General features: G+C 65.7%; 23 protein-coding genes. 8 read left to right on the forward strand and 15 right to left on the reverse strand.

What is annotated here, in order from left to right; all coding sequences use genetic code 11:
• Window positions 1-714, forward strand: coding sequence for a DUF4166 domain-containing protein (locus ACZ9BC_RS11320; RefSeq protein WP_476246033.1), 714 nt, complete (start codon window positions 1-3; stop codon window positions 712-714).
• Between the two features lie 38 nt (window positions 715-752).
• On the opposite strand, the gene ACZ9BC_RS11325 is transcribed toward ACZ9BC_RS11320, so the two are convergent.
• From ACZ9BC_RS11325 to ACZ9BC_RS11370, 10 genes are all read right to left on the reverse strand, one after another.
• Window positions 753-1,742 (reverse strand): uroporphyrinogen decarboxylase/cobalamine-independent methonine synthase family protein, encoded by a 990-nt coding sequence (locus tag ACZ9BC_RS11325; RefSeq protein WP_476246480.1) that lies wholly within the window; start codon window positions 1,740-1,742, stop codon window positions 753-755.
• 80 nt (window positions 1,743-1,822) lie between these two features.
• Window positions 1,823-2,230, reverse strand: a complete 408-nt coding sequence (locus tag ACZ9BC_RS11330) for a chorismate mutase (protein ID WP_079597262.1) — start codon at window positions 2,228-2,230, stop codon at window positions 1,823-1,825.
• 97 nt (window positions 2,231-2,327) lie between these two features.
• Complete coding sequence (locus tag ACZ9BC_RS11335; protein WP_476246034.1) at window positions 2,328-4,055, reverse strand: ABC transporter ATP-binding protein; 1,728 nt, start codon at window positions 4,053-4,055, stop codon at window positions 2,328-2,330.
• Complete coding sequence (locus ACZ9BC_RS11340) at window positions 4,052-5,065, reverse strand: ABC transporter permease (protein WP_476246035.1); 1,014 nt, start codon at window positions 5,063-5,065, stop codon at window positions 4,052-4,054. Before ACZ9BC_RS11340 ends, ACZ9BC_RS11335 begins: the two co-directional genes overlap by 4 nt.
• A gap of 1 nt (window position 5,066) precedes the next feature.
• Complete coding sequence (locus tag ACZ9BC_RS11345) at window positions 5,067-6,158, reverse strand: ABC transporter permease (RefSeq protein ID WP_476246036.1); 1,092 nt, start codon at window positions 6,156-6,158, stop codon at window positions 5,067-5,069.
• Window positions 6,159-6,279: 121 nt separating this feature from the next.
• Window positions 6,280-7,911: an ABC transporter substrate-binding protein gene (locus ACZ9BC_RS11350; protein WP_476246037.1), complete on the reverse strand. Its 1,632-nt coding sequence runs from the start codon at window positions 7,909-7,911 to the stop codon at window positions 6,280-6,282.
• Window positions 7,912-8,159: 248 nt separating this feature from the next.
• The gene (gene mnmA / locus ACZ9BC_RS11355) at window positions 8,160-9,290 is read right to left on the reverse strand and encodes a tRNA 2-thiouridine(34) synthase MnmA (RefSeq protein ID WP_079597266.1); all 1,131 of its coding nucleotides are present in this window, start codon (window positions 9,288-9,290) and stop codon (window positions 8,160-8,162) included.
• 131 nt (window positions 9,291-9,421) lie between these two features.
• Window positions 9,422-10,651 carry a cysteine desulfurase family protein gene (locus ACZ9BC_RS11360; protein WP_476246038.1) on the reverse strand — a complete coding sequence of 410 codons (1,230 nt, stop codon included), beginning with the start codon at window positions 10,649-10,651 and terminating at the stop codon, window positions 9,422-9,424.
• A 9-nt stretch (window positions 10,652-10,660) separates the two neighbouring features.
• Window positions 10,661-11,083 (reverse strand): hypothetical protein, encoded by a 423-nt coding sequence (locus ACZ9BC_RS11365; RefSeq protein WP_476246039.1) that lies wholly within the window; start codon window positions 11,081-11,083, stop codon window positions 10,661-10,663.
• A 132-nt stretch (window positions 11,084-11,215) separates the two neighbouring features.
• Window positions 11,216-11,908 (reverse strand): hypothetical protein, encoded by a 693-nt coding sequence (locus tag ACZ9BC_RS11370; protein WP_476246040.1) that lies wholly within the window; start codon window positions 11,906-11,908, stop codon window positions 11,216-11,218.
• A 181-nt stretch (window positions 11,909-12,089) separates the two neighbouring features.
• On the opposite strand from ACZ9BC_RS11370, the gene ACZ9BC_RS11375 reads away from it, so the two are divergent.
• The 4 genes from ACZ9BC_RS11375 (at window position 12,090) to ACZ9BC_RS11390 (ending at window position 15,193) form a co-directional block, all read left to right on the forward strand.
• A complete protein-coding gene (locus ACZ9BC_RS11375; protein WP_476246041.1) occupies window positions 12,090-13,031 on the forward strand; it encodes a J domain-containing protein in 942 nt (313 codons plus the stop codon).
• A gap of 22 nt (window positions 13,032-13,053) precedes the next feature.
• Entirely contained in the window at window positions 13,054-13,521 is a 468-nt protein-coding gene (locus tag ACZ9BC_RS11380; RefSeq protein ID WP_476246042.1) for a tRNA (cytidine(34)-2'-O)-methyltransferase, read from the forward strand.
• 207 nt (window positions 13,522-13,728) lie between these two features.
• On the forward strand, window positions 13,729-14,337 hold the full coding sequence (sigK, locus tag ACZ9BC_RS11385) for an ECF RNA polymerase sigma factor SigK (RefSeq protein ID WP_079597272.1): 609 nt from the start codon (window positions 13,729-13,731) through the stop codon (window positions 14,335-14,337).
• A 10-nt stretch (window positions 14,338-14,347) separates the two neighbouring features.
• Window positions 14,348-15,193 carry an anti-sigma factor gene (locus ACZ9BC_RS11390; protein ID WP_476246481.1) on the forward strand — a complete coding sequence of 282 codons (846 nt, stop codon included), beginning with the start codon at window positions 14,348-14,350 and terminating at the stop codon, window positions 15,191-15,193.
• Window positions 15,194-15,269: 76 nt separating this feature from the next.
• Here ACZ9BC_RS11390 and ACZ9BC_RS11395 read toward each other — a convergent pair whose 3' ends face one another.
• The 4 genes from ACZ9BC_RS11395 to ACZ9BC_RS11410 form a co-directional block, all read right to left on the reverse strand.
• On the reverse strand, window positions 15,270-16,049 hold the full coding sequence (locus ACZ9BC_RS11395; protein WP_476246043.1) for a PIG-L deacetylase family protein: 780 nt from the start codon (window positions 16,047-16,049) through the stop codon (window positions 15,270-15,272).
• A 4-nt stretch (window positions 16,050-16,053) separates the two neighbouring features.
• On the reverse strand, window positions 16,054-17,001 hold the full coding sequence (locus ACZ9BC_RS11400) for an electron transfer flavoprotein subunit alpha/FixB family protein (RefSeq protein WP_476246044.1): 948 nt from the start codon (window positions 16,999-17,001) through the stop codon (window positions 16,054-16,056).
• 14 nt (window positions 17,002-17,015) lie between these two features.
• Complete coding sequence (locus ACZ9BC_RS11405; protein WP_476246482.1) at window positions 17,016-17,816, reverse strand: electron transfer flavoprotein subunit beta/FixA family protein; 801 nt, start codon at window positions 17,814-17,816, stop codon at window positions 17,016-17,018.
• A 274-nt stretch (window positions 17,817-18,090) separates the two neighbouring features.
• Complete coding sequence (locus ACZ9BC_RS11410; protein ID WP_476246045.1) at window positions 18,091-19,779, reverse strand: S1C family serine protease; 1,689 nt, start codon at window positions 19,777-19,779, stop codon at window positions 18,091-18,093.
• A 286-nt stretch (window positions 19,780-20,065) separates the two neighbouring features.
• Here ACZ9BC_RS11410 and ACZ9BC_RS11415 point away from each other — a divergent pair, with 286 nt between their 5' ends.
• The 3 genes from ACZ9BC_RS11415 (at window position 20,066) to ACZ9BC_RS11425 (ending at window position 24,538) form a co-directional block, all read left to right on the forward strand.
• Window positions 20,066-22,114: a TPM domain-containing protein gene (locus ACZ9BC_RS11415; protein ID WP_476246046.1), complete on the forward strand. Its 2,049-nt coding sequence runs from the start codon at window positions 20,066-20,068 to the stop codon at window positions 22,112-22,114.
• 109 nt (window positions 22,115-22,223) lie between these two features.
• A complete protein-coding gene (locus tag ACZ9BC_RS11420; protein WP_476246047.1) occupies window positions 22,224-23,015 on the forward strand; it encodes a PspA/IM30 family protein in 792 nt (263 codons plus the stop codon).
• Between the two features lie 95 nt (window positions 23,016-23,110).
• Entirely contained in the window at window positions 23,111-24,538 is a 1,428-nt protein-coding gene (locus tag ACZ9BC_RS11425) for a cryptochrome/photolyase family protein (protein ID WP_476246048.1), read from the forward strand.
• 5 nt (window positions 24,539-24,543) lie between these two features.
• On the opposite strand, the gene ACZ9BC_RS11430 is transcribed toward ACZ9BC_RS11425, so the two are convergent.
• The gene (locus tag ACZ9BC_RS11430; RefSeq protein ID WP_476246049.1) at window positions 24,544-25,476 is read right to left on the reverse strand and encodes a cytochrome b/b6 domain-containing protein; all 933 of its coding nucleotides are present in this window, start codon (window positions 25,474-25,476) and stop codon (window positions 24,544-24,546) included.
• Window positions 25,477-25,580 lie beyond the last annotated feature (104 nt).

Here is a 25,580-nt window from a genome sequence, read left to right on the forward strand (position 1 = left end):
ATGAACGTACCGATCTACCAGCAGGTTCTCGGGGCGGAATTTACCAGGCTGCAGCCTGAACTGCAGGAGTACTTCTCCCTGGTGCCCGGCTCCGGCCGGTACGGCGTGGGCGAAGGCACGTTCGACGTCGTCGGCTGCCGGCAGGAATGGCTGCGGCCGCTGATGCGCCTCACCGGCGGAGAGGAAGCGTTCTTTCCGGAATACGGTGAGAACATCCCGTTCCGGATCGAAAACCACGCCCACGAGGATCCGTTCGGCCGCTCCAGCCTGACCGCCCGGCGCGAGATCCGGTTCCCCGGCCGGACCCGTATCTTCCAGGACACCACCAGCGCCACCAGCCGTAACGGGAGCCCGCAGCTGGTGGACTACGTGGGCCGCTACCGGCGGTTGGTCACGGACCTGAACCTCAGCGTCACGGCAGGGGGAAGGCTGCGGGGCGTGTCGGAAGCATCCCGGCTTTTCCTCGGCCCGCTCCGCGTGCCCCTTCCGGCGCCGGTGGACGCCAAAGCCTACGCCGAGCAATGGTGGGACCCCGCAGAAGGTCCCAACGGCCGGCACCGCATCCAGGTCAAGGTCATCCAGCCGCAGATCGGCCTCGTCCTGGTGTATGCCGGCAGCTTCGACTACCGGCTGCGTCCCTACACCGGGGGCAACCCGGCGCGGAGCTTCCTGCCGCGGTACGCCCAGCCGGACCGCTGGGAAAACCGGGTCTGAGGCGTGGCCGGCGAGCCTGCCGGCCAAGCCCCGGCAGGCTAGCCCAGGGCGACCTGGTTCAGGCCGTCCGCCACCTGGGTGAGCCTGCCCAGCACGGCGGTGGCCTGCGCAGGGCTGTGACCGGCAAGCCCCGCTGAGGGGGTGACCCGGAGGCTGGCCAGGGACGACGCCGGGAGGCCAAGCTGCCGCCATGGGCGGCATACCGACTCGACGCAGTCTGCCACTTTGGGAAGCTGACCTGCTGCAACGTCCAGGGCTCCGGCCCACACCCGTTTGCCGGCCTCTACCGCTCCCGCCAGCTGCTCCCACTGTCGGGACGTCAGTGCTTTGAGCGGCACCGCGATGCCGTCGGCTCCTGCATGCAGGATCTGGTCGAACGGGGCCTCGACTTCAGGCACCGACACCACCACTTCCGCGGCACCGGCTGCGCGGAGTGCGTCCATCACCAGGCGCCAGGATTCCCGCGCTTCGGAGGCGGCGACGGCACGCAGGGTGCGGTAGCCGCTGGCAGTGGGAATGGTTCCTGCCAGCACGGCGGCAACATCGGGTTCGTCGAGCTGAACCACAAGCCGCGCACCGGGAACGGCAGCCGATACCCGGGCGAGGTAGCTTCCGACGCCGGCAGCGAGTGAGGCGGTGAGGTCCCGGCGCGCGCCGTAATCAAGCAGCGCCCGCTCCCCGTTGTGCAGATGCAGGCCCGCCGCAAGGCTGAGCGGGCCCACCAGCTGGAGCTTGATCTCCTCCGCCGAGGCGTCCTCGGCCCCTGCAACGTCAGCCAGGACGTTGATGTCCGTGGAAAGCGCTGAGGATGCGCGGCGGAAGTCCTTGCCGGGGCGGTCCACGAGGCGCCACCCGTACGGCTGGACGTCGACGGCCAGTTCCTCCAGGAGGGAGGCGGTGCGCCCCAGCGCATCGGAGCCCACGCCGCGGGCCGGCAGTTCGGCGAGGAACGGCAGGTGCGGGCTCCCGAGTTCACCCCGGATAATCCGGGCGGCTTCGAGCGGGTCCTCCCCGGGCCATGGTCCCAGTCCCGTTGCCGTGACTTCCGCGGGCGGCGCTTTATCCGGGAGCGCGGCGCCGCGGACGGGTTCGTGCCGTTCGCCCACGGTCACGCGAGTGCTGATGCCTGCGGGTGCTGGCCGGACGCAGCCTGGTGGTCCTCAGCAATCGCTTCGTGATGGCGGATGACTTCACCGATGATGAAATTCAGGAATTTTTCCGCGAAGGCAGGATCGAGATGGGCATCTTCGGCGAGCCGGCGGAGCCTGGCAATCTGCGCCGTTTCGCGTCCTGGATCTCCCGCGGGGAGGCGGTGGGCGGCCTTGAGGAAGCCCACCTTCTGCGTGGCTTTGAAGCGCTCTGCCAGTAGGTACACGAGGGTCGCATCGATGTTGTCGATACTGGAGCGGATGGACAGCAGTTCAGCCATCACCGAATTGTCCACCTGGCCGGCCAACGAACTGGCGGAGGGGTCGTAATCGTCGGAGTCAGGAGAGGGAAGGTTGTGCTGCGTCATGATCCCAGTCTATGGGCAGCCGGCCCAATGATCCGGGTGTTAAGCGCCGGCGCCGGAAGTCGCCCGGCACCGGCACTTGCCCACCATGCTGTACCCCTCAGATGCCCAGCAGCGCCCGGTGCTGTTCCCGGCGTCGTGCCTGTTCCTCGGGATCAGGGACCGGCAGCGACGCAATCAGCCGCTTGGTGTAGTCATGCTGCGGGTTGCCCATGATCCGGCTCCCGATCCCCTGTTCCACCAGCCTGCCCCTGTAGAGCACGCCAACCCAGGAGGAGAGGATGTCCACCACTGCAAGGTCATGGCTGATGAAAAGGCAGGCGAACCCGAACTCCTGCTGGATGTCCTTGAACAGCTCCAAGACCTTTGCCTGCACCGAAACGTCCAGGGCCGACGTCGGTTCATCCGCTATCAGCAGCCGGGGGTTCAGGCTCAGGGCCCGTGCCAGCGAGGCCCGCTGGCGCTGCCCGCCGGACAGCTCGTGGGGGTACCTGCCCGCATACGACGCCGGCAGCTGGACTGATTCGAGCAGCTCGCCGACGCGTTTGCGCGCCTGGGCGGGGCTTGGCCGGGTATGGATCACCATGGGCTCGGCGATGCACTCCCCAATGGTCAGCTGCGGGTTGAAGGACGCGGCCGGGTCCTGGAACACGAAGCCGATGTCCTTCCGGAGCGGTTTGAAGGTGCGTTCGCGAAGGTTCAGCATTTCGTAGCCCAGGACTTTCAAGCTGCCGCCGGTGGTCCTGTTAAGCCCGGCGATGGCCCTGCCGATGGTGGTTTTTCCGGAACCCGACTCCCCCACCAGCCCGAAGACCTCGCCCCGGGACAGCGTGAAGCTGACCCTGTCCACGGCCTTGTAAGCCGGCGTACCCAACCTGCCCGGGTACTCGATGGTCAGGTTGTTGGCCTCCACCAGGACGTCCTCATCCTGGTGCGCCCGGCTGGTCAGTCCCTCCGAGGCGGAGTTGTGCCCCAGGTGCGGCACCGCGGCGAGCAGCTTCCGGGTATAGTCCTGCCTCGGTTCGGCAAACAGGGTGCGGGCCGGAGCCTCCTCGACGACGTCCCCCTGGTACATCACCACCACACGGTCGGCGAGGTCCGCCACCACTCCCATGTTGTGCGTGATGAGCACAATGGACGTGCCGTACTTGTCCCGCAGGTCCCGGAGCAGTTCCAGGATCTCTGCCTGGACTGTAACGTCCAGCGCGGTGGTGGGTTCGTCGGCAACAATCAGGCCGGGATTCAGTGCCAGGGCCGCGGCGATCACCACCCGCTGCTTCTGTCCTCCGGAGAACTGGTGTGGGTAGTAGTTGACGCGGTGTTCCGGATCGGGGATGCCCACCTTGCGCAGCGCTTCAACGGCCCGGGACTTGGCTTCCTTGGCGGAAACCCGCTTTCCTCCGCTGCCGGCGTGTGCTCGGATGCCTTCGGCGATCTGCCAGCCCACGGTGAATACGGGGTTCAGCGCCGTGGAGGGTTCCTGGAAAACCATGGCCACGTCACGGCCGCGGATCTGGCGGAGGCGGGCGGCACTGACACTGATCACGTCAGCCCCGTTGATCACCACTGCACCTGAACTGCTGGCCGTTTCCGGGAGCAGGCCCAGAATGGTCTTGGCGGTGACTGTTTTGCCGGACCCGGACTCCCCCACGATGGCGAGCACTTCGCCTTTCCGCACCTCCAGGCTGACGTCCTTGACGGCATGGACGGGACCGCCGTCGGTGGCGAAAGTGACCTGGAGGTGGTCGATGTCAAGAACCGGGCGGTCGCCGTCCCACTGCCGCCCGTCGGGATCCCGCCCGGACAGCGGGTCGATGTTGACGGTCATGATGCCCTCACTTCTGTTGCTATGGCAGCGGTGTTCACCGGCGCCGGGGAGCTGCCCCCTGTGCTCTTGCGCCCGCGCAGGCGCGGATCATTCAGGTCGTTGATGCTCTCGCCCACCAGGGTCAGGCCCACTACGGTCAGTACGATGGCCAGGCCGGGGAACATGCCGGTCCACCAGATCCCGGAGGTGGTGTCGGCGAGCGCCTTGTTGAGGTCGAAGCCCCATTCGGCGGCCGAGCTGGGTTCGATGCCGAAGCCAAGGAACCCCAGTCCGGCCAGGATGAGGATGGCTTCGGAGGCATTCAGCGTGAAGATCAGCGGAAGGGTGCGCGTGGCATTGCGGTAGATGTGGCGGCTCATGATGCGGATGTTGGAGGCGCCCACCACTTTTGCGGACTCCACGAACGGCTCGGCCTTCAACCTGACAGTCTCGGCCCGAATGACGCGGAAATACTGCGGAATGAATACCAGCGTGATTGCAGTGCCGGCGGCGAAGATGCCGCCGATGAGGCTGGACTGGCCCCCGCTGATAACGATGGCCATCACGATGGCCACCAGCAGCGACGGAAAGGCGTAGACGGCGTCGGCGATCACCACCAGGATCCGGTCCAGCCAGCCGCCGATGTACCCGCTCACCAGGCCCAGGACGACGCCGACGACGATGGACATGACCACGGCGACGACGATCACCAGGATGGCCGTCTGCGCACCCCAGATCACCCGCGACAGGACGTCGTAGCCCCCCACTGTTGTACCCAAAAGGTGCTTGCCACCCGGGGCTTGCTGAGTGGGGAAGTTGCCGTCGGCGTCGGACAGCTGGGAGAAGCCGTAGGGCGCCAGCAGTGGGGCAAAGAGCGCCGTCAGGACAAAAGCGCCGGTCAGGATCAGGCCTGCCACCAGCATGCCGCGCTGGAGGCCAACGCTTTTGTTGAAATGCGAGACGACCGGCAGGCGCCGGTACCAGGGCGCCCGCGGACTTTCCATCGGGACGGGAACGGCTGGAATGCTCATGTCAGTACCTCACGCGGGGATCGATCAGCGCGGCGATGATGTCCACGATGAAGTTGGTCAAGGCGACGATGATGGCGAGCAGCACCACGATGCCCTGGACCGCCACGAAGTCGCGTGCTGTGAGGTAGTTGGCCAGCTGGAATCCCAAGCCCTTCCACTCAAAGGTAATTTCGGTCAGCACCGCGCCGCCGAGCATCACAGCGATCTGCAGCCCCATCACGGTAATGATCGGGATCAGGGCGGGCTTGTAGGCATGCTTGGTGACCAGGCGGTATTCGCTCACTCCCCTTGACCGGCCGGCCTCAACGTAATCCCTGCCCAAGGTCCCGATGACGTTGGTCCGGACAAGGCGCAGGAAAATCCCGGCCGTCAGGAGCCCCAGCGCCACAGCGGGCAGGACAGCATGGGCCATGACGTCGCTGAGCGCTGCCATGTTTCCGCTTCGGAGCGCGTCCAGCCAGTAGATCCCCGTGGGGGCTTCCAGGGATGTCAGGGCGAGTTCGCTGGATGTTTTGGCCCTGCCGGCAACCGGCAGCCAGCCCAGCCACACCGAGAAGGTCAGCTTCAGCAGCATGCCCGCGAAGAACACCGGGGTGGCGTAGCAAAGAATGGCGAAGACCCGCAGGACGGCGTCAGGCGCCTTGTCCCGGCGGTGCGCCGCGACCATGCCGAGCGGGATGCCTACCAGGAGGGCGACGAGCAGTGCGTTTATGGTCAGCTCCAGTGTTGCTGAGCCATAGGTTGAGAGCATTTCGACGACGGCCCGGTTGTCCGTGAGGGTACGGCCGAAGTTGCCGGTGGCCAGCTGGCCGAGATATTCGAAGTACTGGACCAGGATGGGCCGGTCATAGCCGGCCGCTTGGATGCGTTCCTGGAGCTGGTCGGCGGGCAGCCGCCCGCCCATCGCCGCCGTGATGGGGTCTCCTGTGATCCTCATCAGGAAGAAGACCATGGTGACGAGGATGAAAATTGTGGGGAAGATCAGCAGGAACCGGATCAGGACGTACTGTCCCAGTCCCCCGCCGGAGGATTTCCTGGTGGCCGGGAGTATCCCGTCCGCGTCGCTGGGCGGCGCGTCAATCAAAGTGGTCATGGTACCTCAGGGTTGTCTGGGCGCCGGCTGCTGCCCGCACCATTAACCAGCACGTTGGGGCGGGACGCCGTGAACCGGCGTCCCGCCCCGTGTGCGGTCATCGTTGGATGGTCGGCAGGACCTACTTGGACATCACGCCAAGGCGGGTCTTGAACGACGGGTCGAGGGTTTTTTCAACGCCCTGGACATCCGTTCCTGCCACCATCACCTGGGCACCCTGCAGCAGCGGCAGCGTGGAGAGGTCCTTGGCAATGGCTTCCTGTGCCTGGCCCAGCAGCTCACTCCGTTCGGCCTTGTCGGTGGTGACCAGCTGCTTATTGACAACCTCTGTCACGGCCGGGTTTTCGTAGTGGTTGCCGAGGAAGTTCCCGGGGATGAAGAACGGCGTGAGGTAGTTGTCCGCATCTGAGTAGTCAGGGAACCAGCCGAGCTGGTAGACGGGGTAGGCATCTGCCCGGCGTTCCTTGGTGTAGGTGGTCCACTCCGTGGACTTGAGGTCAACCGTGAAAAGCCCCGATTTCTCGAGCTGTTCCTTAACCAGGGCATACTCGTCCGCGGCGGAAGTGCCGTACCGGTCGGTGTACTGCAGCTTCAGGTCCACCACGGACGTCACTCCGGCGTCGGTGAGAACTTTCTTGGCCTTGTCCAGGCTGGGTTTGCCGCTGCCGTCGCCGTAGAGGCTTTTCAGCGGCTCGGTTGCACCTTCGAATTCCTTTGGCACGTAGGAGTAGACCGGGGTGTACGTGTTCTTGAAGACCTGCGACGCGATGACGTCCCGGTCCACCAGGTGCGCAATGGCCTGCCGGACAGCCAGTGCCTTGGCGGGATCAGCGTCGGGCGTTTTGGCGCCGAACGGCATGGTGTCGAAGTTGAACACCATGTAGCGGAGTTCTCCGCCGGGACCCTTGTGGACCTTCACCTTGCTGTCCGATTCAAGGTCAGCCACGTCGGTGGCGGTCAGGATCCGGCCGGCAACGTCAATGTTGCCTTGCTGGACATCGAGCTTGAGGTTGTTCGGGTCGGCGTAGTGCTTGAGAGTAGCGCCATCGTTGGCTGCTTTGCCCAGCAGGCCCTGGTAGTCGGGGTTGGGTTTGAAGCTGACCAGTTCGTTCTTCTTGTAGCTATCGATGGTGTACTGCCCGGCGAAGGGCTTTGCTGCGACGATGGCGTCGTCGTCCAGGATCTTGTCCGCGGGAAAGACTTCCTCGTCCACGATGGGGCCCGGGTTGGAGGCCAACACTCCTGGAAAGACCTGGTCGTTGCCGGCTTTCAACGTGAAGACCACGGTGCCGGGGTCGGTGGCCTCGATCTTTTCCATGTTGGCCAGCAGCGACGCGGGGCCGTTGGGGTCGTCGATCTTCTTGACCCGGTTGAAGGAGAAGACGACGTCGGAGGAGTCCAGTGTGTGGCCGTTGGCGAACTTCAGGTCCGGCTTCAGCTTCACCGTGTATTCGGTGGGGCTGGTGAAGGAGGCCGACTCTGCAATGTCCGGGGTGGCGTCGGCGGTTCCCGGAGCGTAGTTGAGCAGGAAGGGGTAGATCTGGTTCATCACCATGAAGGATCCGCCGTCGTAGGAGCCGGCGGGGTCGAGCGTGACCACTTTGTCAGTCGTTCCATAGGTGATGGCGCCGCCGCCGGCGCCCTCGGTTGCCGTTCCGCCACCGCCGGAAGGACCCGTGCAGGCCGTCAGTGCGAGGGCGGAGATGCCTGCCAGCGCGATGGCGCCGTGCAGAGCTTTGTTGCTCTTCGTCATCTGTGAACTTTCTGTTCGATGAGTACGCGCCCGCCGACGATGGGGGTGCCTCTGCTCAGGCGGGCAGCGCGTTACTGATGGGTAGATTCAATCAGAGAGTCAACCCTTGGTACGGCCCATTCTGTGAGTTGAGACACAAAATTTACCTGGCGCATCCGCAGCCCCGGTTCCAGAGGCAGTCCGCAAACAGGGAGACAGACAAAACGCCGCCCCGGGATACCGGGGCGGCGTTAGGAAAAAGTGTTCAGTTACAGCGCGGCGCGCTGCAGGGACCGGGCAACGTCGATGGTTGCCTGGCCGAGGACGCGGCTGCCTTGGTAGAGGACAACCGTCTGGCCGGGCGCCACGCCGCGCAGGGGGTCGGTCAGCCTGATGACCAGCTGGCCGGCGGCGCCGCCTTCTCCTGCTTCCATCCGGGCAGTCGCCGGCACGGGGTCGCCGTGCGCTCGCACCTGCGCGTAGCAGTCGAATTCCGCACCGGACTCCACCTCCGCGATCGGCAGGCCCGCCCAGGAGACCTTGATGCCCCGGATCTCGTCGATGGCCAGGAGCGCCTCCGGTCCCACCACCACCTTGTTTTCCTTCGGCCGGATCTCCAGGACGAAGCGCGGTTTTCCGTCGGCGGCCGGTGTGCCGAGCTTCAGGCCGCGGCGCTGGCCGACGGTGAACGCGTTGGCGCCGGGATGCTCACCTACTTTGGTGCCTGTTTCGTCCACGATGTCGCCGGTGGTCATGTCGATCTTTTCCGCGAGCCACCCGGCGGTGTCGCCGTCGGGAATGAAGCAGATGTCGTGGCTGTCGGGCTTGTTGGCCACCGAAAGTCCGCGGCGCTCGGCCTCGGCCCGGACCTCGGCCTTGGACGGGGTGTCGGCGAGCGGGAACATGGAGTGCTTGAGCTGTTCATGGGTCAGGACGCCGAGGACGTAGCTTTGGTCCTTGGCCCAGTCCGCGGCGCGGTGCAGCTCACGGTTCCCGTCGGCGTCTTCGATCACCTTGGCGTAGTGTCCAGTGCACACGGCGTCGAAGCCCAGGGCAATGGCCTTTTCCAGCAGGGCCGCGAACTTGATCCGCTCGTTGCAGCGCATGCAGGGGTTGGGCGTACGGCCGGCTGCGTACTCGTCGATGAAGTCCTGGACGACGTCTTCCTTGAAGCGCTCGGAGAAGTCCCACACGTAGTAGGGGATGCCCAGGACGTCACACGCGCGCCAGGCGTCGCGGGAATCCTCGATGGTGCAGCAGCCGCGGCTGCCGGTACGCAGGGTGCCTGGCATCCGCGACAGCGCGAGGTGGACCCCGACGACGTCATGGCCCGCCTCAACGGCGCGGGCGGCGGCTACGGCGGAGTCAACTCCGCCGCTCATGGCTGCTAGAACTCGCATGCTGGCTTTCTGTCGGGGAAGGCTGCGGCCCCATGGCCGGGACCGTGCGGACCGCCGGGCAGGGTCCCGGATACGATCGTCGCCTATCTATTCTACGGCCTCGTGTAAAGGAGCCCGGTGCGGCAGCGTGGTCAGCTGGCAGCCCGTCCCTGCCGGGCGATGGTGCCTGCAGTCTGGATGGAGGACTCGTGACCGGCCATACCCGCTTGCCGGGCACGTGCATAGGCGTCCGGAAGGGCATTCAGCAAGGCATCGACGTCGGCGTCGGTGGAGGCATGGCCGAGAGTGAACCGCTGCGCGCCCCGCGCCGTTGCCTCGTCAAGTCCCATGGCCAGCAGGACGTGGGACGGACGCGGCACACCGGCCGTACACGCCGACCCTGTGGATGACTCCACCCCGGCAAGGTCCAAAAGGAAAAGGAGGGAGTCCCCTTCGCAGCCCGGGAAGGTAAAATGCGCATTGCCCGGGAGCCGCCCGATGCCTGGCGCTCCGCGCAGGACGGCCTCCGGAACCCGCTCGAGCACCCCTTTGATCAGGCGGTCGCGGAGGGCCGTGATCCGGGCGGCTTCCCGGGGCAGCGCCGCAGCAGCAGCCTCCGCCGCCGCTGCGAAACCTGCAATCGACGCCGTATCCAAGGTGCCGGAGCGGACGTCCCGTTCCTGCCCGCCTCCGTGCTGGACGGGGGTCAGCTTGACTGCCCGCCCCAGCAGGAGGGCCCCCACACCCACCGGTCCCCCGATCTTGTGCCCGGAGATGGACATGGCATCCAGGCCGGACGCCTTGAAATCAACGGGGAGCGAACCGAACGCCTGCACGGCATCCGAGTGCACGGGAACGCGGGCGGCGTGGGCCAGTTCAACGATCCGGTGGACCGGCTGGATGGTGCCCACCTCGTTGTTGGCCCACATGACGGTGACCAGCGCGATGGTGTCCGGATCCCGGGACAGCTCACCTTCAAGGAACTCGAGGTCCACCACGCCGTCCCCGTCCACCGGCAGCCACGTCACGTCGGCGCCCTCGTGCCGCTCCAGCCACTCCACGGTATCCAGGACCGCGTGATGTTCGACGGCGGAACAGAGGATGCGCCGCCGCGCGGGGTTCTCTGCCACCCGGGCCCAATACAGGCCCTTGACAGCCAGGTTGTCCGATTCGGTGCCGCCGGACGTAAAGATCACCTCTGATGGATGGGCGCCGGCGGCAGCGGCGACGGCCTCCCGGGCATCCTCGACTGCCCTGCGTGCCCTTCGGCCGGAACCATGCAGCGAGGAGGGGTTTCCGGTGCGGGCAAGTTCACGCGTCAGGGCAGCCAGAGCCTCAGCCGATAGCGGGGTGGTGGCAGCATGATCGAGGTAGACGGGCACCTTGCAATTCTAGCCCTTGGGCCGGTTGCCGCCCGGTGCCGGAGGCCCTGCCACCTGATCTGCCGGGACAATCCGGGCACAGCAGTAATCCGGCATATCCGCTCCCGCCACGCGCTCCTCCGAGGTGCCGGAACCCACCGCCGCGCCCCGCAGGAACGCGCCGTTCATGGAGCACACCACGCCGGTGTGCGTCCGGGAAAGCCGGTGGAAGGGGCAGTTCGGCAGCAGGAACCCGCCCTCGCCGTCCGGTTCCGGCCGATATCCGGTTGCGGCGAGGAACCGCTCCAGGGATTCGGCTCCCTCGGCCAACTCCCGGCCTTTGTGGAAGGCGATGTCCCGGAGTGCCTCTCCTGCCGGTTTGCCGGTCTCCTGGGACCTCTCGATGGCGGCGGGCAGGAGCTCGCCTGCAAGGTCGTAATTCCGGTCAGGCACCGAGGCGCCGATTTCGCCCGCTGTGCTCCGGTACAGTGCGCACTGACTACAGCAGAAAAGACCTGCCGGCAGCTGGCTCTCCAGCGGCCGGCTCTTCCTTTTGAATGCCCAGGAAGCTGGATGCCCAGGAAGCTACTTCGACGGCGGCAGCACCGGCAGGAACGAGGCCACGTCTGCCCGCGCTGCGGCGAGCGATGCCGCATCGCGGCAGGACACGGAGACATAGACGGACGAACCGGCGGTGGCGAAGAGCCGGGCCAGGACGACTACTGCCTTCCCGCCCCCCGGTGCAGCCTGCTCCAAGGCCAGGACTTCCACCCGGCGCTCCGGCGCTTCCCGGTCATTTCCCCAGCGCAGGGTGTCTGCCTTCAGGGTGCCCGGCAGCAGGGTCGAATCGAGGTATTCGAAGAGCGCCACCGTTGATTCACGGTCATCGCCCCGGGCAAGGGCGCCTTGATTGCTGCGGACTTTGGCAGCCACGAGGCACCCGTCCGCTTTTGCGTACTGGCTCTCGCCGGCGACATTGTCCTTAACCTGCTTCCAGCCGGGCGCATCCTTCAACCCATCCGATATCCCCACGGGGACGTCGCGGGCAAGGGTCCCGCCGGCTGCGAAGGGAAGATCCTGCCCGGCCACGGCGTCAGCGTCATGGCCGGGCGTAATGGTGGGGGTAGCCAGGACCGGAGTGCTTTCCACCACCTCGGGTGCCGCCGGATCCCGCACATCCACGCTGCATCCGCTCAAAAGGACGGCGCCCAGGGCGCCTGCCAGCGCCGCCCCCAGCCACTTCCCGCCGGCCGCCCGTACCGTCGTCGGCATTGTCATGTCCCCCGCTGCTTCATGCCACGGCCCCGCCGGCCGTGCATCCACGAGTCTAGACTGCAGCTCCCGCCGGGAACCTGCACAGCCCAAGCACTCGTTGTCAGGACAGGGCGGGCCGCCGTGCTGGCTAGACTGGGCTGGCTTGGCTCCCCCGTGGGCCGGCCATACAGAAAAGGATGAGTGCTTGACCGAGAGCAGCAGCTCCCACTACCAGGTCCTTCAGGTAGCCGTTACCGCCACTGAGAAGGAAATCAAGGTGGCTTACCGCCGTGCTGCCCGCACCGCCCATCCCGACCATGGCGGTGATGCTGCCGCGTTCCGCCGGGTGACGGCCGCATATGAAACCCTCATTGATCCCCAGCGCCGTAAAGCCTACGACCGCTCGTATGCGGCGGGCCCTGTCCGGGGCAGTGCTGCCGATGATGAGCCGCACTTTGATGCTCCCCCCGCCGGCAGCCGGGCGTCGGCCACAGTCCACCGGCCCGGCAGCACCCGCAACACCGCGGGGGATCCGCCTGTGTACGTGCCACCGTTCACGCCCGGCACTGTTCCGCTGATTCCACCGGCTCAGGCCAGCCAGCAGGTGCACGGGATGCCCCGCAAACGCGGCATTTTTGGAGCCGAAGCACGGATCCAGCGGGAGATGCGCACCGTCCAGCTCCTGACTCGGCAGGTGTTGCCCGCCATCCCCGCCGCCCGGCTCATCAACGGCCTGCAGTCGCCGGCGGACAACAGCCACATCGACCATGCCGTGCTGTCGGGCTACCGGCTCGCCCTGATTAACTCCATGCTCCTGCCCAAGGGCGCGTACGCCTGGGACGGCAGGACCCTGAACCATGGGACGCGCACCATCGCGCCGCCGCAGCTGGCCCACCTTGTACGGGCGATGCAGGACATCTTCCCGGAACTGAACGTCACCGGCTGGACAGTGGTTTTGAGCCCCAGCGGGAACCTGCACGAGCCGGTCATCGACCATCACCGCCGCCCCGCAGGTGCACTCGAAACAGTCCAGATCGTCAACGGAGCCGGCATGGTGCGCGGGCTCAAGGAATTCCTTGCCTCCGGGCCGGCGCCCAATACCGTGAACGTGCCCGTCCTGGCCCGGCTGCTGCGCGGCATGCACTGACAGCGGTCGCTAGGATGGGAATGTGTTCCGCATCCTCTTCCACGCCCCTGAAATTCCCGGCAATACAGGTAACGCCATCCGGCTTGCCGCCATCACCGGGGCTGAACTGCATCTCGTGGAACCACTGGGTTTCGATTTTTCAGACGCCAAGCTGCGCCGCGCCGGGCTCGATTACCACGACCTCGCCGTGGTCACCGTGCACAAGACCATCGAGGACGCCTGGCAGCACCTGCAACCCGAACGCGTCTATGCGTTTACTTCCGATGGAGCGGCGAGCTATACGGACATTGCGTACCAGCCGGGCGACGTCCTGATGTTCGGGCGGGAGTCCGTGGGCCTCCCGGAGGAACTGAAAACGGACTCCCACGTCACCGCCACGGTGCGGCTGCCCATGCTGCCTGCCCTGCGTTCCCTGAACCTGGCCAACGCCGCTTCCATTGCCGTCTACGAGGCGTGGCGGCAGCAGGGGTTTGCCGGCGCGCGGATCTGAGGCCTTGCCTATGGCGGCCGGAGGAACCTGAAAAATTTTCCGGCGCCGCCCATCCACCCATGCAGCAGCCCCGAATCACTCCTGAGAACATTCCACGGGATCGAGGAGCGGCAGGTGACACTTCTGGAAGCAGGGTCCAGGACCAAACGCCGCAGCCGTACGGGCACTGCTGAGGATTCACCGCCGGGAGACTTATGCTTGGAAGTAATGGAAACTCCCAACGCGCCACATTCCGAGGCTCCTGCCGCGGTGACCGATCCGCCGGCTGACCTCAGCCAACGCCTTGTAATTCTTTTGGAAGGCATAGCCCGTGGGGACCAGGCGGCCTTTGCGGAGTTCTACCGGCTCACGTCCCGGAGGGTGTTCGGCATGGCCCGCCGGGTGCTGATTGACCCTGAGCTTAGCGAGGACACTACCCAGGAGGTCTTCCTGCAGGTGTGGCAGAACGCGGCGAAGTTCGACCGCCAGGCAGGGAGCCCGTTGTCCTGGTTGATGACTATTTCGCACCGGCGCGCGGTGGACAAGGTCAGGTCCTCGCAGTCCTCCACGGACCGGGAAGCGAAGTACGGTGCCAGCACGCAGGACATCGATCATGACAGCGTTTCCGATGAAGTTGGAAGCAGGCTGGAAGCTGAAGCCGTGGCCCGCTGCCTCGGAACATTGACCGAAACACAACAGGAGTCCGTACGCCTCGCATACTACGGCGGGCTCACCTACCGGGAGGTCGCAGAACGGCTGAACGCGGCAGTACCCACCATAAAGTCCCGCATCCGCGATGGACTGATCCGATTGAAGACCTGTCTGGGGGTGAGTTGAGATGACAGAAATGAACCATGGGCGCAACGGCCGCTCGGGCTCGTTCGGCGATACCGTTGCCATGGACCTCGCGTCCGGCAGGGCCGTTGACCTGGCTGAGCTGTATGCCCTGGACGCCGTGACGGATCACGAACGGCAAGCCATTGAGGATTACATCTCCACCGCCCCGGAAGCGGAACGGCTCGCATTCCAGGAGCGGGTGCGGCAGGCGCGCGAAACGCTCGCCAGGACTTTCCACGTTGAAGAGGAACCTCCGGCCGATCTGTTCAACCGGATTGTGGCCCAATTGCCGCGCCAGGACGACTTGCTGCCGGACGCCCAAACCGGCGCCGGAGCTGCCGTTCCCCCCGTTGCCGTGCCCGTAGCCGGCGACGAGCTCGCCAAGGCCCGCCAGCGCAGGGAAGAACGGCGCCGGCCCGGTGCCCGCCGATGGCTTGCGGGAGTGGCAGCAGCTGCGGCGATCGCATTGGGCGGCGTCGGAGTGGGGTCATACCTCGCGGACCAGAACGACCCCCTGAACCAGGTGGTCCGTGCCGGCGACCTTCGCGAGGCATCGGTGGATGTGTCCGGGGGCGGCACCGCCACCCTCCTCATCTCCTCCTCCGAGGACGCCGCCGTGGTGAAGATGAATGGCGTCCCCGCTCCGCCTGAGGGCAAGGTCTACCAGATGTGGCTGATTCCCAAGGACGGCTCTGCGCCCGTGTCACAGGGGTTGATGGACGAGGAAGCCCTGTCCAAGCCTGCTGTTGTGCAGGGCATTTCCTCCGCGGCTGCGTTGGGGATAACCGTCGAACCAGTGGGCGGATCCCAGTCGCCCACCCTGCCCACGGTCGCCGCTGCACCCTTGGGAGCGTAGCCGGAAAACGGCAGCATGCTGAAGAACGCCCCGTTTCCGGCCAGGAAACGGGGCGTTCCTGTTACAGAAACAAATCCTAGAAGCCGGCGATGGTTCCGGGACCGTTGACGGCAACAACGTGGAACGCCTCCGCGCTGCGGCCCTCCGGAAGTCCGGCCCGGGCCGCATTTGCCCGCATCCCCTGCCGGACAGTTGCCTCCATGGCTTCCACATCGGGGTGCTGGCTGACGTGGACATGGATTGCCTTCAGCTTCGCTTCCACCTGGCCGGTGACATCCACGAAGTGGTTCTCCCGCTCCTCCGGCCCGGCGTACAGCCAGAGCCACGGCAGCTTGTAGGCTTCAAGCCCTGATTCGGCGAGGTCAGGGTAGGCGAAGGGGTTTTCCAGCGCAGGGTACACGGCCCGGGTGACGGCCTCGCCCACCGCCAGGTGGTCGGGGTGGCTCTTCTGGATGCGCCGCCAGTTCCGTTCCGGATGCATGGACAGTACGATGTCGGGACGGATTTCCCGGATCAGCTTCACCACGCCCCGCATCACCTCGTGCGAGGGTTCGAGGTATCCGTCCCGCTGGTGAAGGTAGTGGATGTCGGTGACTCCCACCAGCCCGGCGGCACGGCGCTGTTCGGCGTCCCGCATGGCGATGATGTTGGCCCGGTGTGCCGGGTCGAAGCCCCCGGCATCGCCGTCGGTCATGATGCAGTAGCTGACCTGCACCCCCGCCGCCGTCCAGGCGGCGATGGTGCCGGCGGCACCAAAGTCGATGTCGTCCGGGTGGGCCGCAAAACAGAGCACCCGCCCAACCCGGTCCGTAACCGGGTTGAACGGGCTCTGTGCCTGCTCGTTGGAGGCAGTCAAGGAATCAGCCTTTTCGCTTCTTGATCTCTTCCGTAGCCTGCGGCAGCACATCGAAGACGTCCCCGATGATGCCGAAATCGGCAATCTCGAAGACCGGCGACTCCGCGTCCTTGTTGACGGCAACGATGACCTTGGAGGTCTGCATCCCGGCCTTCTGCTGGATGGCTCCGGAGATGCCGGCTGAGATGTAGAGCTGGGGGGACACGGTCTTGCCGGTCTGGCCAACCTGTGCGTCGTGGCTGATCCAGCCTGCGTCCGTGGCTGCGCGTGACGCTCCCACGGCTGCACCCAGGGCATCGGCCAGCTCTTCGACGGGTCCAAAGTCGCCGTCAAGGCCGCGTCCGCCGGCCACAACGATCCGGGCGTCGGTGAGGTCCGGCCGTCCGCTGGCCACCTTCTGCTCCCGGGCGCTGATCCGGGCAGCTGCTGCCGCGGCCGGCACCTCTACGGTGACGGTTTCCGGCGTGGAGGGGGCACTGGCAGGCCCGGCGGTGATGTTGTTGGCCTTTACGGTCACTACTGACACGGAAGTGGTGGCCTTGCAGGAAGTGTTGTAGGAGCCAGCCAGGACGGACTTGTGCGCGGTTCCATCCGCGTCCACGGCTATGGCGTCGGTGATAACGCCGGCGTTCAGCCGGATCGCCACGCGGGCAGCAATTTCCTTGCCCTCCGGCGAGTTGTCCAGCAGGACGATGCCCGCGCCGGTGGTTTCCGCGGCCGCGGCGACGTAGGCAGCCTTCGGGGCAACCAGGAAGTCGTCGAGGTCCGGGGCAGAGGGGCGCACCACCGTGCTGACGCCGTATTCCGCGAAGGCAGCCGCAACGCCGTCGGAAAGCTCCCCGTTGAGGGCCACAGCGCTCTCCCCCAGTGAACGTGCCAGTGTCAGCAGCTCAAGGTAGCTCTTTTTGACGGCAGCGCCCGGGTTGTCAATGAATACAAGTACTTTTGCCATGTCTGTGATCCCTCTTAGAGCAGCTTCTGGGCGGCCAGGAAGTCAACCAGCTTGATGCCGGCATCGCCTTCGTCGGTGATGATGGTGCCCGCGGTCCGGGGCGGGCGTTCCTCTGCACTGATGATGCTGGTCCAGGACCCGGCGAAGCCCACCTGTGCCGGGTCAACGCCAATGTCCGCGAGCGACAGTGTGGTGATGCTCTTGCGCTTGGCGGCGATGATGCCCTTGAAGTTGGGGTACCGGGGCTCATTGATCTGATCCGTCACGGACACAACGGCGGGCAGGGATGCTTCCACCGTTTCGGAGAAGGTATCGGCATCGCGCCGCGCCGTCAGTTGGCCACCGCTGACCTCCAGCGACGAGGCAAAGGTGACCTGCGGCAGGCCAAGCCTCTCCGCCAGCTGGGCCGGAACCAGGGAGGTTTCGCCGTCGGTGGAAGCCATGCCGGTGATAACCAGGTCCACCGGTGCGGACTGGCCCAGGTACCGGACAGTGGCCGCCAACGCGAGGGATGTAGCCGCGGCGTCGGAACCGGCCAGCGCATCATCGGTGAGGTGGACCCCCTCGGTCGCCCCGATCTGGAGTGCCTTCTTGATGGCATTGACTGCCCCGGCAGGACCCATGCTCAGGGCGATGACCTGGTTGCCCGCCTTGCTGCCGCCGCGTGCCTCGGCGAGCTGCAGTGCCGCCTCGAGTGCGTATTCGTCGAGCTCGGAGAGGATGCTCTCATCGCGGTCCGTCGTGTACCCCTCCCCATTGAGGTGACGGTCGAACTGGGCGTCCGGTACATGCTTGACCAGGACGATGATCTTCAATGTATCTTCCACTGTATTGACAGCAGCCTTCCATGCTTGTGGACAGCCAGCCGGGTGAGGTCGTGGCCGCGGAATGCCCGGCATACGGGTAGCTCCTAGCTAACCATATAGGCCCGCTCCTGCGCCCTCTTCCGTTAACGCCTGTGTCAGCACTCCCTTGACGCCGGTGCTCGCCTTCCACGCAGAGGGGAAACAACGACGGCGGCGCCCCCCGCCCGAAGGTGGGGACGCCGCCGTCGTACTGCTACTGCGAGATTGGCGCCGCGTACGGCAGTTAGCCCGCTGCGGTGCCCAGCGTGACGTCGAACGTCTGTTCCTGGCCGTTGCGCAGTACGCTGATCTTCACTTTGGAACCGCCGGGCTGCTCACGGACAGCCGCGGTCAGTTGCTCAGGTTCACCGACTGCAAGGTCGTTGAACCTCGTGATCACGTCACCCACCCTGATCCCTGCCTTGGCGGCTGCCGAGTCCGGTTCCACGGTGGCGACGTCCGCGCCTACGGAGAACTCCGAGGACGCGCTCGTGCCCTTCGGCTTGACGCTGACACCCAACTGCCCGTGCGAAGCCTTGCCGGTCTTGATGATTTCCTGGGCAACGCGCTTGGCGTGGTTGATGGGGATGCTGAAGCCGACGCCGATGTTTCCACTCGTGGAGGATGCGCTTGAGCCCGCCGACGCGATGGCCACGTTGACGCCGATAATCTCACCGTTGCTGTTGACCAGGGCGCCGCCTGAGTTGCCCGGGTTGATGGCAGCGTCCGTCTGGATGACGTTGATGGATATCTGGCCCTGTTCTGCAGTCTGCTGGCTCTGTCCACCGCCCGGAGGCGCGAACTGGAAGCCGCCCTCGTCGTCGCCCTCCGCGTTGTCCCCCTCTTCGGGGGCAGCTGCCGACGCCACACTGATGGTCCTGTTGAGGGTGGAGACGATTCCGTCGGTGACGGTTCCGGTGAGACCCAGCGGAGAGCCGATGGCGATGGCAGTGTCTCCCACGTTCAGCTTCCCGGAATCACCAAGGGTGGCCGGGCTGAGGCCCGAGCCGGCGTCCACCTTGATGACGGCGAGGTCCGACAACGGATCCGTGCCCACCAGTTTCGCAGGGATGACCCGGCCGTCACTGGAGCGGACCTCAAGGTTCGCATTCGCCGTCTGGCCGTCGAGGGTGACCACGTGGGTGTTGGTGAGGATGTGCCCCTGGTCGTCCAGCACGATGCCCGAACCGGTGCCGCCCGCACTGCCGGTGGAAGCACTGATGGTTACCACGCTGGGTGAAGCTTTCACTGCTGCTGCGGTGATCTCGTTGACCGAGTCCTGGTTGTTGACGATGACGGTGCCCGGCTGGGCGTTGCTGCTGGTGCTGGCCGGGGCTCCGGTGGTACCGAACCATTCAGCGGAGCCCACCGTGGCCACGCCGCCGCCCACCAGGCCCGCAGCGAGGATGCTGGCCACCAGCGTGCCGACGCCAAAGCTGGCTTTCCGCCGGGGGGCATCCTTGGGATTCGGCGCGACGCCCACCGCTCCGCCCTGGAATTCATGCCCACCATGGGCCTGCTGGCCGTTGTGCTGGTGACCGATGTCCTGATGGCCGTTGTGCTGGTGGCCCTGGGGACTGTGCTGGGGGTACTGCTGCGTATGCTGCTGACCCTGCCCGTAGTACCCGGCCTGGCCGTAGAAAGGCTGGCGCTGGGGATAGTCGGGGCGGGGGGCTCCGGGGAGTTCCTGCGTCGGGTTCGCCCGCTGCGGCTGGTCCAGCCTTTCGGTGGGGTACTGCTGAGGAGCCGGGGCGTGTCCATCCGGCTGGTCTCCTGCTGCCAGGCGTTGGCTTGCCGCGTCCTCCGCACCGCGGGCTTCCGCATGCTGAGCCTCCGCGGAGCCCTCCCCCGGCTGCGGGTGCTGCTGCCAGGGATTCCGGTTGCCCGGACGGTTATCCTCGGCGCCCTGTCCGGGAGTGTGGTTCTCAGTCATGGGACTTCCTTTCATCCTCGTCTGCATTAACTATGAACTCATTGGCTGGAACAAGCTCGGATGTTTGCTGAGAGCTTCCTGATGGCCGCCTCCCGCTTGTTCGCCGTGCCCGTGGGCGTTTCGCTGGTGGCATATTCACTCCGATGGACGGGCTGTGGGGTGCACCATAGAATCAAGATGAATTGCCACAGCGACCTGCGGCTTCACACCAAGCGTGGGGGCGCTGCTGGATTCTGAGACGACTGATTCGTCCCGAATCGGTGTCAGGCGTGCTGAAGGGTTGCACATGCGGTCAAAGTTCAAACGTATACTCGCCGTCGTCGGCCTCACCGGCCTGCTGGCGGTACCCGCCGGCGCGGCCTGGGCAGAGGACCCGGTGACACTGGATCCAGCGACCAAGATCGTCGATTCCGCCGGCGTCCTTGGCGGTGACAAATCCGAGGTCGAGGCCGCCATCAAAAAGCTGGGCACCGATCACGCCACCGTGCTCCACGTGGTCACCGTCAAAAAGTTCGAAAACCCCACTGATCGTGAAGCGTGGACGGATGAGGTAGCCAAGAAGGCCGGCCTGGGACCCAACGCATTGATCCTTGCGGTTGCTACCGACACCAGGCAATACATCCTGAATAAGGGTGGAAGCAAGATCACCACGGCCCAGGTCGAAAACATCAAGAGCAGCGCCATCGGCCCTCAGCTGGCTAACGGCGACTACGCCCAGGCAGCCGTGAATGCCGCCGAGGCAATTGGCGACGCAGCCGGGGGCGGAAGCGGCAAGCTCCCCTCCGGTGATGGCGCCGGCACTGCCGTCCTCGTTGGCACGGGCGTTGTGGCAGCCGGTGGCGCAGGCGCCTACCTGTACTTCCGCAACAAGCGCAAGAAGGCCGCCAGCCAGGCAGCGACCGGCAGCTATGGGCCGCAGGGCGCCGAGCTCGATCCGCTGGCCTCGCTCAGCGTAGAGGAACTGCGCCGCAAGAGCGGCTCCCTCCTGATCGAAGCTGACGACGCCATCAAGTCCAGCGAGCAGGAGCTGATGTTCGCGCAGGCACAGTACGGTGATTCCGCCGTCGGCAACTTCACCAAGGCCCTGGACGAAGCCAAGGGCCACATGACGGAATCGTTCAAGCTGCAGCAGCAGTTGGACGACCACATTCCTGATACGGAAGAGCAGCAGCGCACGTGGCTTGGCGAGATCATCCGCCGTTCGGAAGCCGCCCTGGCATCCCTGCAGGAACAGAAGGCCGATTTCGATTCCCTGCGGGAGCTCGAGAAGAACGCCCCGCAGGCACTCGCAGCCGTCAATGCAGGAGCCCGTGAGGCAGATGCAAAGATTGCCAGCGCGGAGCAGTCCCTCAGCACCCTGCGTGCCAAGTACGCCGAGAGCGCCCTGACCCAGGTTTCGGACAACATCCTGCAGGCCAAGGAACGCCTTGCCTTCGTCCAGAACGCCACCGCCACCGCACAGCAAAAGCTGGGCGAGGGCGAAGGCAGCCTGGCAGCCGTGGCCGTCCGGGCAGCAGAGGAAAGCCTGCACCAGACCAACGTCCTCCTGGACGCCATTTCCAAGGTCTCGTCCAACCTGGACGAAGCCAGGAACAGCCTCGAGGCAGCAGTGGCTGACACCTCACAGGACCTTGCCCAGGCACGGGCCATAATCCAGTCCGGCGCCCACCCCGAGCTGGCCGGTCCAGTGGCCGGTGTGGAAGCGGCACTGGGGCAGGTGAAAGCGGAGATCCAGGGCGGAAAGATCGATCCGATCGCCACACTCCAGCGCGTTGAGACCGCCCACCAGTCCCTCGACCAGGCGCTGACCGGCATCCGGGACCAGCAGGAGCAGGCGCGCCGTGCGCAGGCATCCCTCCAGCAGACCATCATGTCTGCCCAGGCCCAAATCAGTGCGACGTCCGACTACATCACCGCCCGGCGCGGTGGCGTGGGCACCGAGGCGCGCACCCGGCTGGCAGAGTCGCAGCGGAACCTCGACTATGCGCTGTCAATTGCCCGGACCGATCCGGTCACTGCACTGACCTACGCTCAACAGGCTCACGCGCTGGCTGCGCAGGCAGCCCAGCTGGCACAGGCTGACGTGGACCACTTCGACGGTTACGCCAACCAGGGCTACGGCCGGGGCGGCATGTTCGGCGGCGGCGGCGGAGGTGGCGGCCTCGGCGGCGCTATCCTGGGCGGCATCCTCATCAACTCCATCCTTAACGGAGGAGGCGGCGGAGGCTGGGGTGGCGGCCACAGCGACGGCGGAGGCTGGGGCGGTGACTCGGGAGGCTTCGGCGGCGACATGGGTGGCTGGGGCGGAGACTCCGGAGGCGGCGGCGACTTCTAGTACCGGTAGGACCAAGGCGCCCGCGTGAACCGCCGGGCGCCACGGGCGCAGTACACCCACTGTTCACGGATTTCAGTGGTCATCACAGAGCAGGACGAAAGGTAACACCATGGTTAAGCAGTCCATTTTCGGCCGTGTCGCACAGCTGGCAAAGGCGAACATCAACTCCTTGCTGGATAACGCTGAGGACCCGCAGAAGATGCTGGACCAGATGGTCCGGGACTACACCAACAACATCGCTGAGGCGGAGTCCGCCGTCGCGCAGACCATCGGCAACCTCCGCATGCTCGAGGACGACTACAACGAGGATGTCAAGAACTCGCGCGACTGGGGAAACAAGGCACTTGCCGCTTCCCGTAAGGCCGATGAATACCGCGCCAACGGCAATGTGACCGACGCCGAGAAGTTCGACAACCTGGCCAAGGTTGCCCTGCAGCGGCAGATGGCCGCCGAAAATGAGGCCAAGGGCGCCGAGCCGAGCATCGCCTCCCAGCGGGAAGTAGTGGACAAGCTGAAGACCGGCCTGGACCAGATGAAGGGCAAGCTCAACCAGCTGACCAGCAAGCGCAACGAACTGGTGGCCCGCTCCAAGACCGCGGCTGCGCAGTCGCAGGTCCACGACGCCATCAAGAGCATTGACATCATGGACCCCACCAGCGAGGTGGGCCGCTTCGAGGAGAAGATCCGCCGCGAAGAGGCGAAGGTCCGTGGGCAGCAGGAACTGGCGGCGTCAAGCCTCGATGCACAGTTCAACCAGCTCGAGGACCTTGGTGAGCAGGTGGAGATTGAAGCCCGCCTGGCCGCGCTGAAGTCGGGCGGCGCCAAGCCTGCCATCGGCGCAGCCGGCTCCGCCAACTCCGATGAGTCCACCACGACTGAAATCGACTACGACAAGCTCTGACGGATACCAGGAGCAGCCCTCGTGAAGGGCGTTGGGTAAGGGCCGGGGCCGGAAGCTCCGGCCCTTATCCATGCCCAGGTGTGTAGCGTGGTGGCATGGCTTCTTCCGATGTGACGTCCCTGGTGTGGCTGCGTGACGATCTTCGTTTGGACGACAACCCTGCGTTGTGCGAGGCTGCCGCACTCGGGCTCCCCCTGACGGTGGTGTACATCCTGGACGAGGAGTCCGAGGGAATCCGCCCTTTGGGAGGGGCGGCACGCTGGTGGCTGCACCATTCCCTGGCGGCGCTGTCCGTATCGCTTGAAGCCAAGGGCTCGCGCCTGCTTCTCCGCCGAGGGCCCGCGGCAGACGTCATCAGGGAACTGGCGTTTGAAACCGGCGCCGGCCATTTTTTCTGGAACCGTCGCTACGGCCTCCCGGAGCGCACCGTGGACGCCGCCGTCAAGGCCTGGGCAGCCGACAACGGGCTGGAAGCATCGAGTTACCAGGCAAACCTGCTGTTCGAGCCATGGACGGTGCGCACAGGTGCCGGTGGACCGTACAAGGTGTTTACGCCGTTCTGGCGTACCTGCCTGGCCGGCCATGAAGTCCGCGATCCCCTGGAGCCTCCCCGCAGCGTGCCGTCACCTGCCGCTCCGAAGGGCCGCCTGCCGCAGGGCGACGACCTGGACAGCTGGCAGCTGCTGCCCTCCTCCCCCGATTGGAGCGGCGGCCTGGCTGCCACCTGGGAGCCCGGCGAAGACGGCGCGCTGCACCGGCTGGAGGACTTCCTTGCCGGGCCAGCCGAAGACTATGGCACGGGGCGGAACATTCCCGGTGCCGAAGGGACCAGCCGGCTCTCGCCGCACCTGAGGTTCGGCGAAGTGAGTCCCTTCCGCGTGTGGCGGGAAATACGCCGGCGGTTCCCGCACAAGGTGCCGGCCGACGTCGGGATTTTCCGTTCGGAACTTGGCTGGCGGGAGTTCTGCTGGCACCTGCTGTATGCGAACCCGGACCTTGCCACCCGCAACTACCGCGCCGAGTTCGACCGGTTTGAGTGGCAGTCCCTCGGCAAGGAGGAACTGCAGGCGTGGCAGCAGGGGCGCACCGGCTATCCGCTCGTGGACGCCGGCATGCGCCAGCTCTGGCAGACCGGCTGGATGCACAACCGCGTCCGGATGGCCGCTGCCTCGTTCCTGGTCAAGAACCTGCTGGCTGACTGGCGCATCGGGGAGGAATGGTTCTGGGACACCCTGGTGGACGCAGATGCCGCCAGCAACCCTGCCAACTGGCAGTGGGTGGCAGGTTCGGGCGCCGATGCCTCGCCCTACTACCGGATCTTCAACCCGGTAACTCAGAGCAGGAAATTCGACGCAGCCGGGGCTTACCTCCGCGAGTTCGTCCCTGAGCTCGCCGGCCTTGACGCCAAGGCCATTCATGAACCGTGGAAGGCCGGTGTGCCGGAGTACCCGGACCCCCTCGTTGAATTGCCCGAATCGAGGGAGCGCGCCCTGGAGGCATACCAGAGGCTCAAGGATGCCTGAGCGGGTTAGCGGCTGACCTTGCCCATCAGGGAAGCAATAGGCCGCAGGAAAATCGGACGGGCCAGGAACCAGGCCGCCACCATGACCACGACCGAGGCGACGAAGACCCAGAAGCCGAACCAGCCGTCGTCGTCACGCACACCGTACATGTGGTTAAGGTTGCGCAGCGCGCCGGTGGCCAGCACCAGGAAGACGTGCACCACGATGAAGGCCACGAAGTAGATCATTACCGGGAAGTGGACGGCGCGGGCCCATTCGATGGGGAACGCCTTGTTGAGGCCCGCCGCCTTTTTGGGCCAGGCCGAGGACATGCGCAGGCCGGTGATGAAGGCGAGCGGCGCGGCGATGAATACCGTGACAAAGTAGGCCAGCAGCTGCAGCGCGTTGTAGTTGACCCAGCCGTTCTCCGTTGGCCAGTCGAGCGACGCGTACTGCAGGGCCGCCGAGAGGGCGTTCGGGAAAACGTCCCAGCTCGTGGGGACGATGCGCATCCACTGTCCGGTGGCGAAGAGCAGGACCGCGAACACCAGCCCGTTCAGGATCCACAGCGCGTCCAGGGTCAGGTGGAACCAGAGTTCCAGGCTGATCTTGGTGGGCGCGTTTTTAGTCCGGATCAGGCCCTTGTTGTTACGGGTCCAGTGCCCGCTGGGACGCGTGGTGGTGCGCACCTGCCAGCCGGTGCGGATGATCAGCACCAGGAAGAACGCATTCAGGAAGTGCTGCCAGGCCAACCAGGCCGGAAAACCCACCGGAGCATTGTCGGGAAGCTCCGAGTGGCCCGGGTAGTCCGCCACGAAGGAGGCAACAGCCGGCAGCCCCATCAGCAACTTGGCAAGCAGTACCACCAGGACCAGCGCCACGAGGACGGCGGGCACCCCCCAGTAGAGTCGGGACCGCTTACCCGCGGCGGTGCCGGGCTTCTTCGTGGGTGTGGACATCGAACAACATTCCTCTCGAGAATGACTGGCCAAGTACTCACTGCGCGTGAGGCTCTGCGAAAGAGAATACTAGGAACTACCCGTATCCAAGGAAAAAGAAGACC

The sequence above is a fragment of the Pseudarthrobacter sp. TE3704 genome, assembly GCF_056279405.1.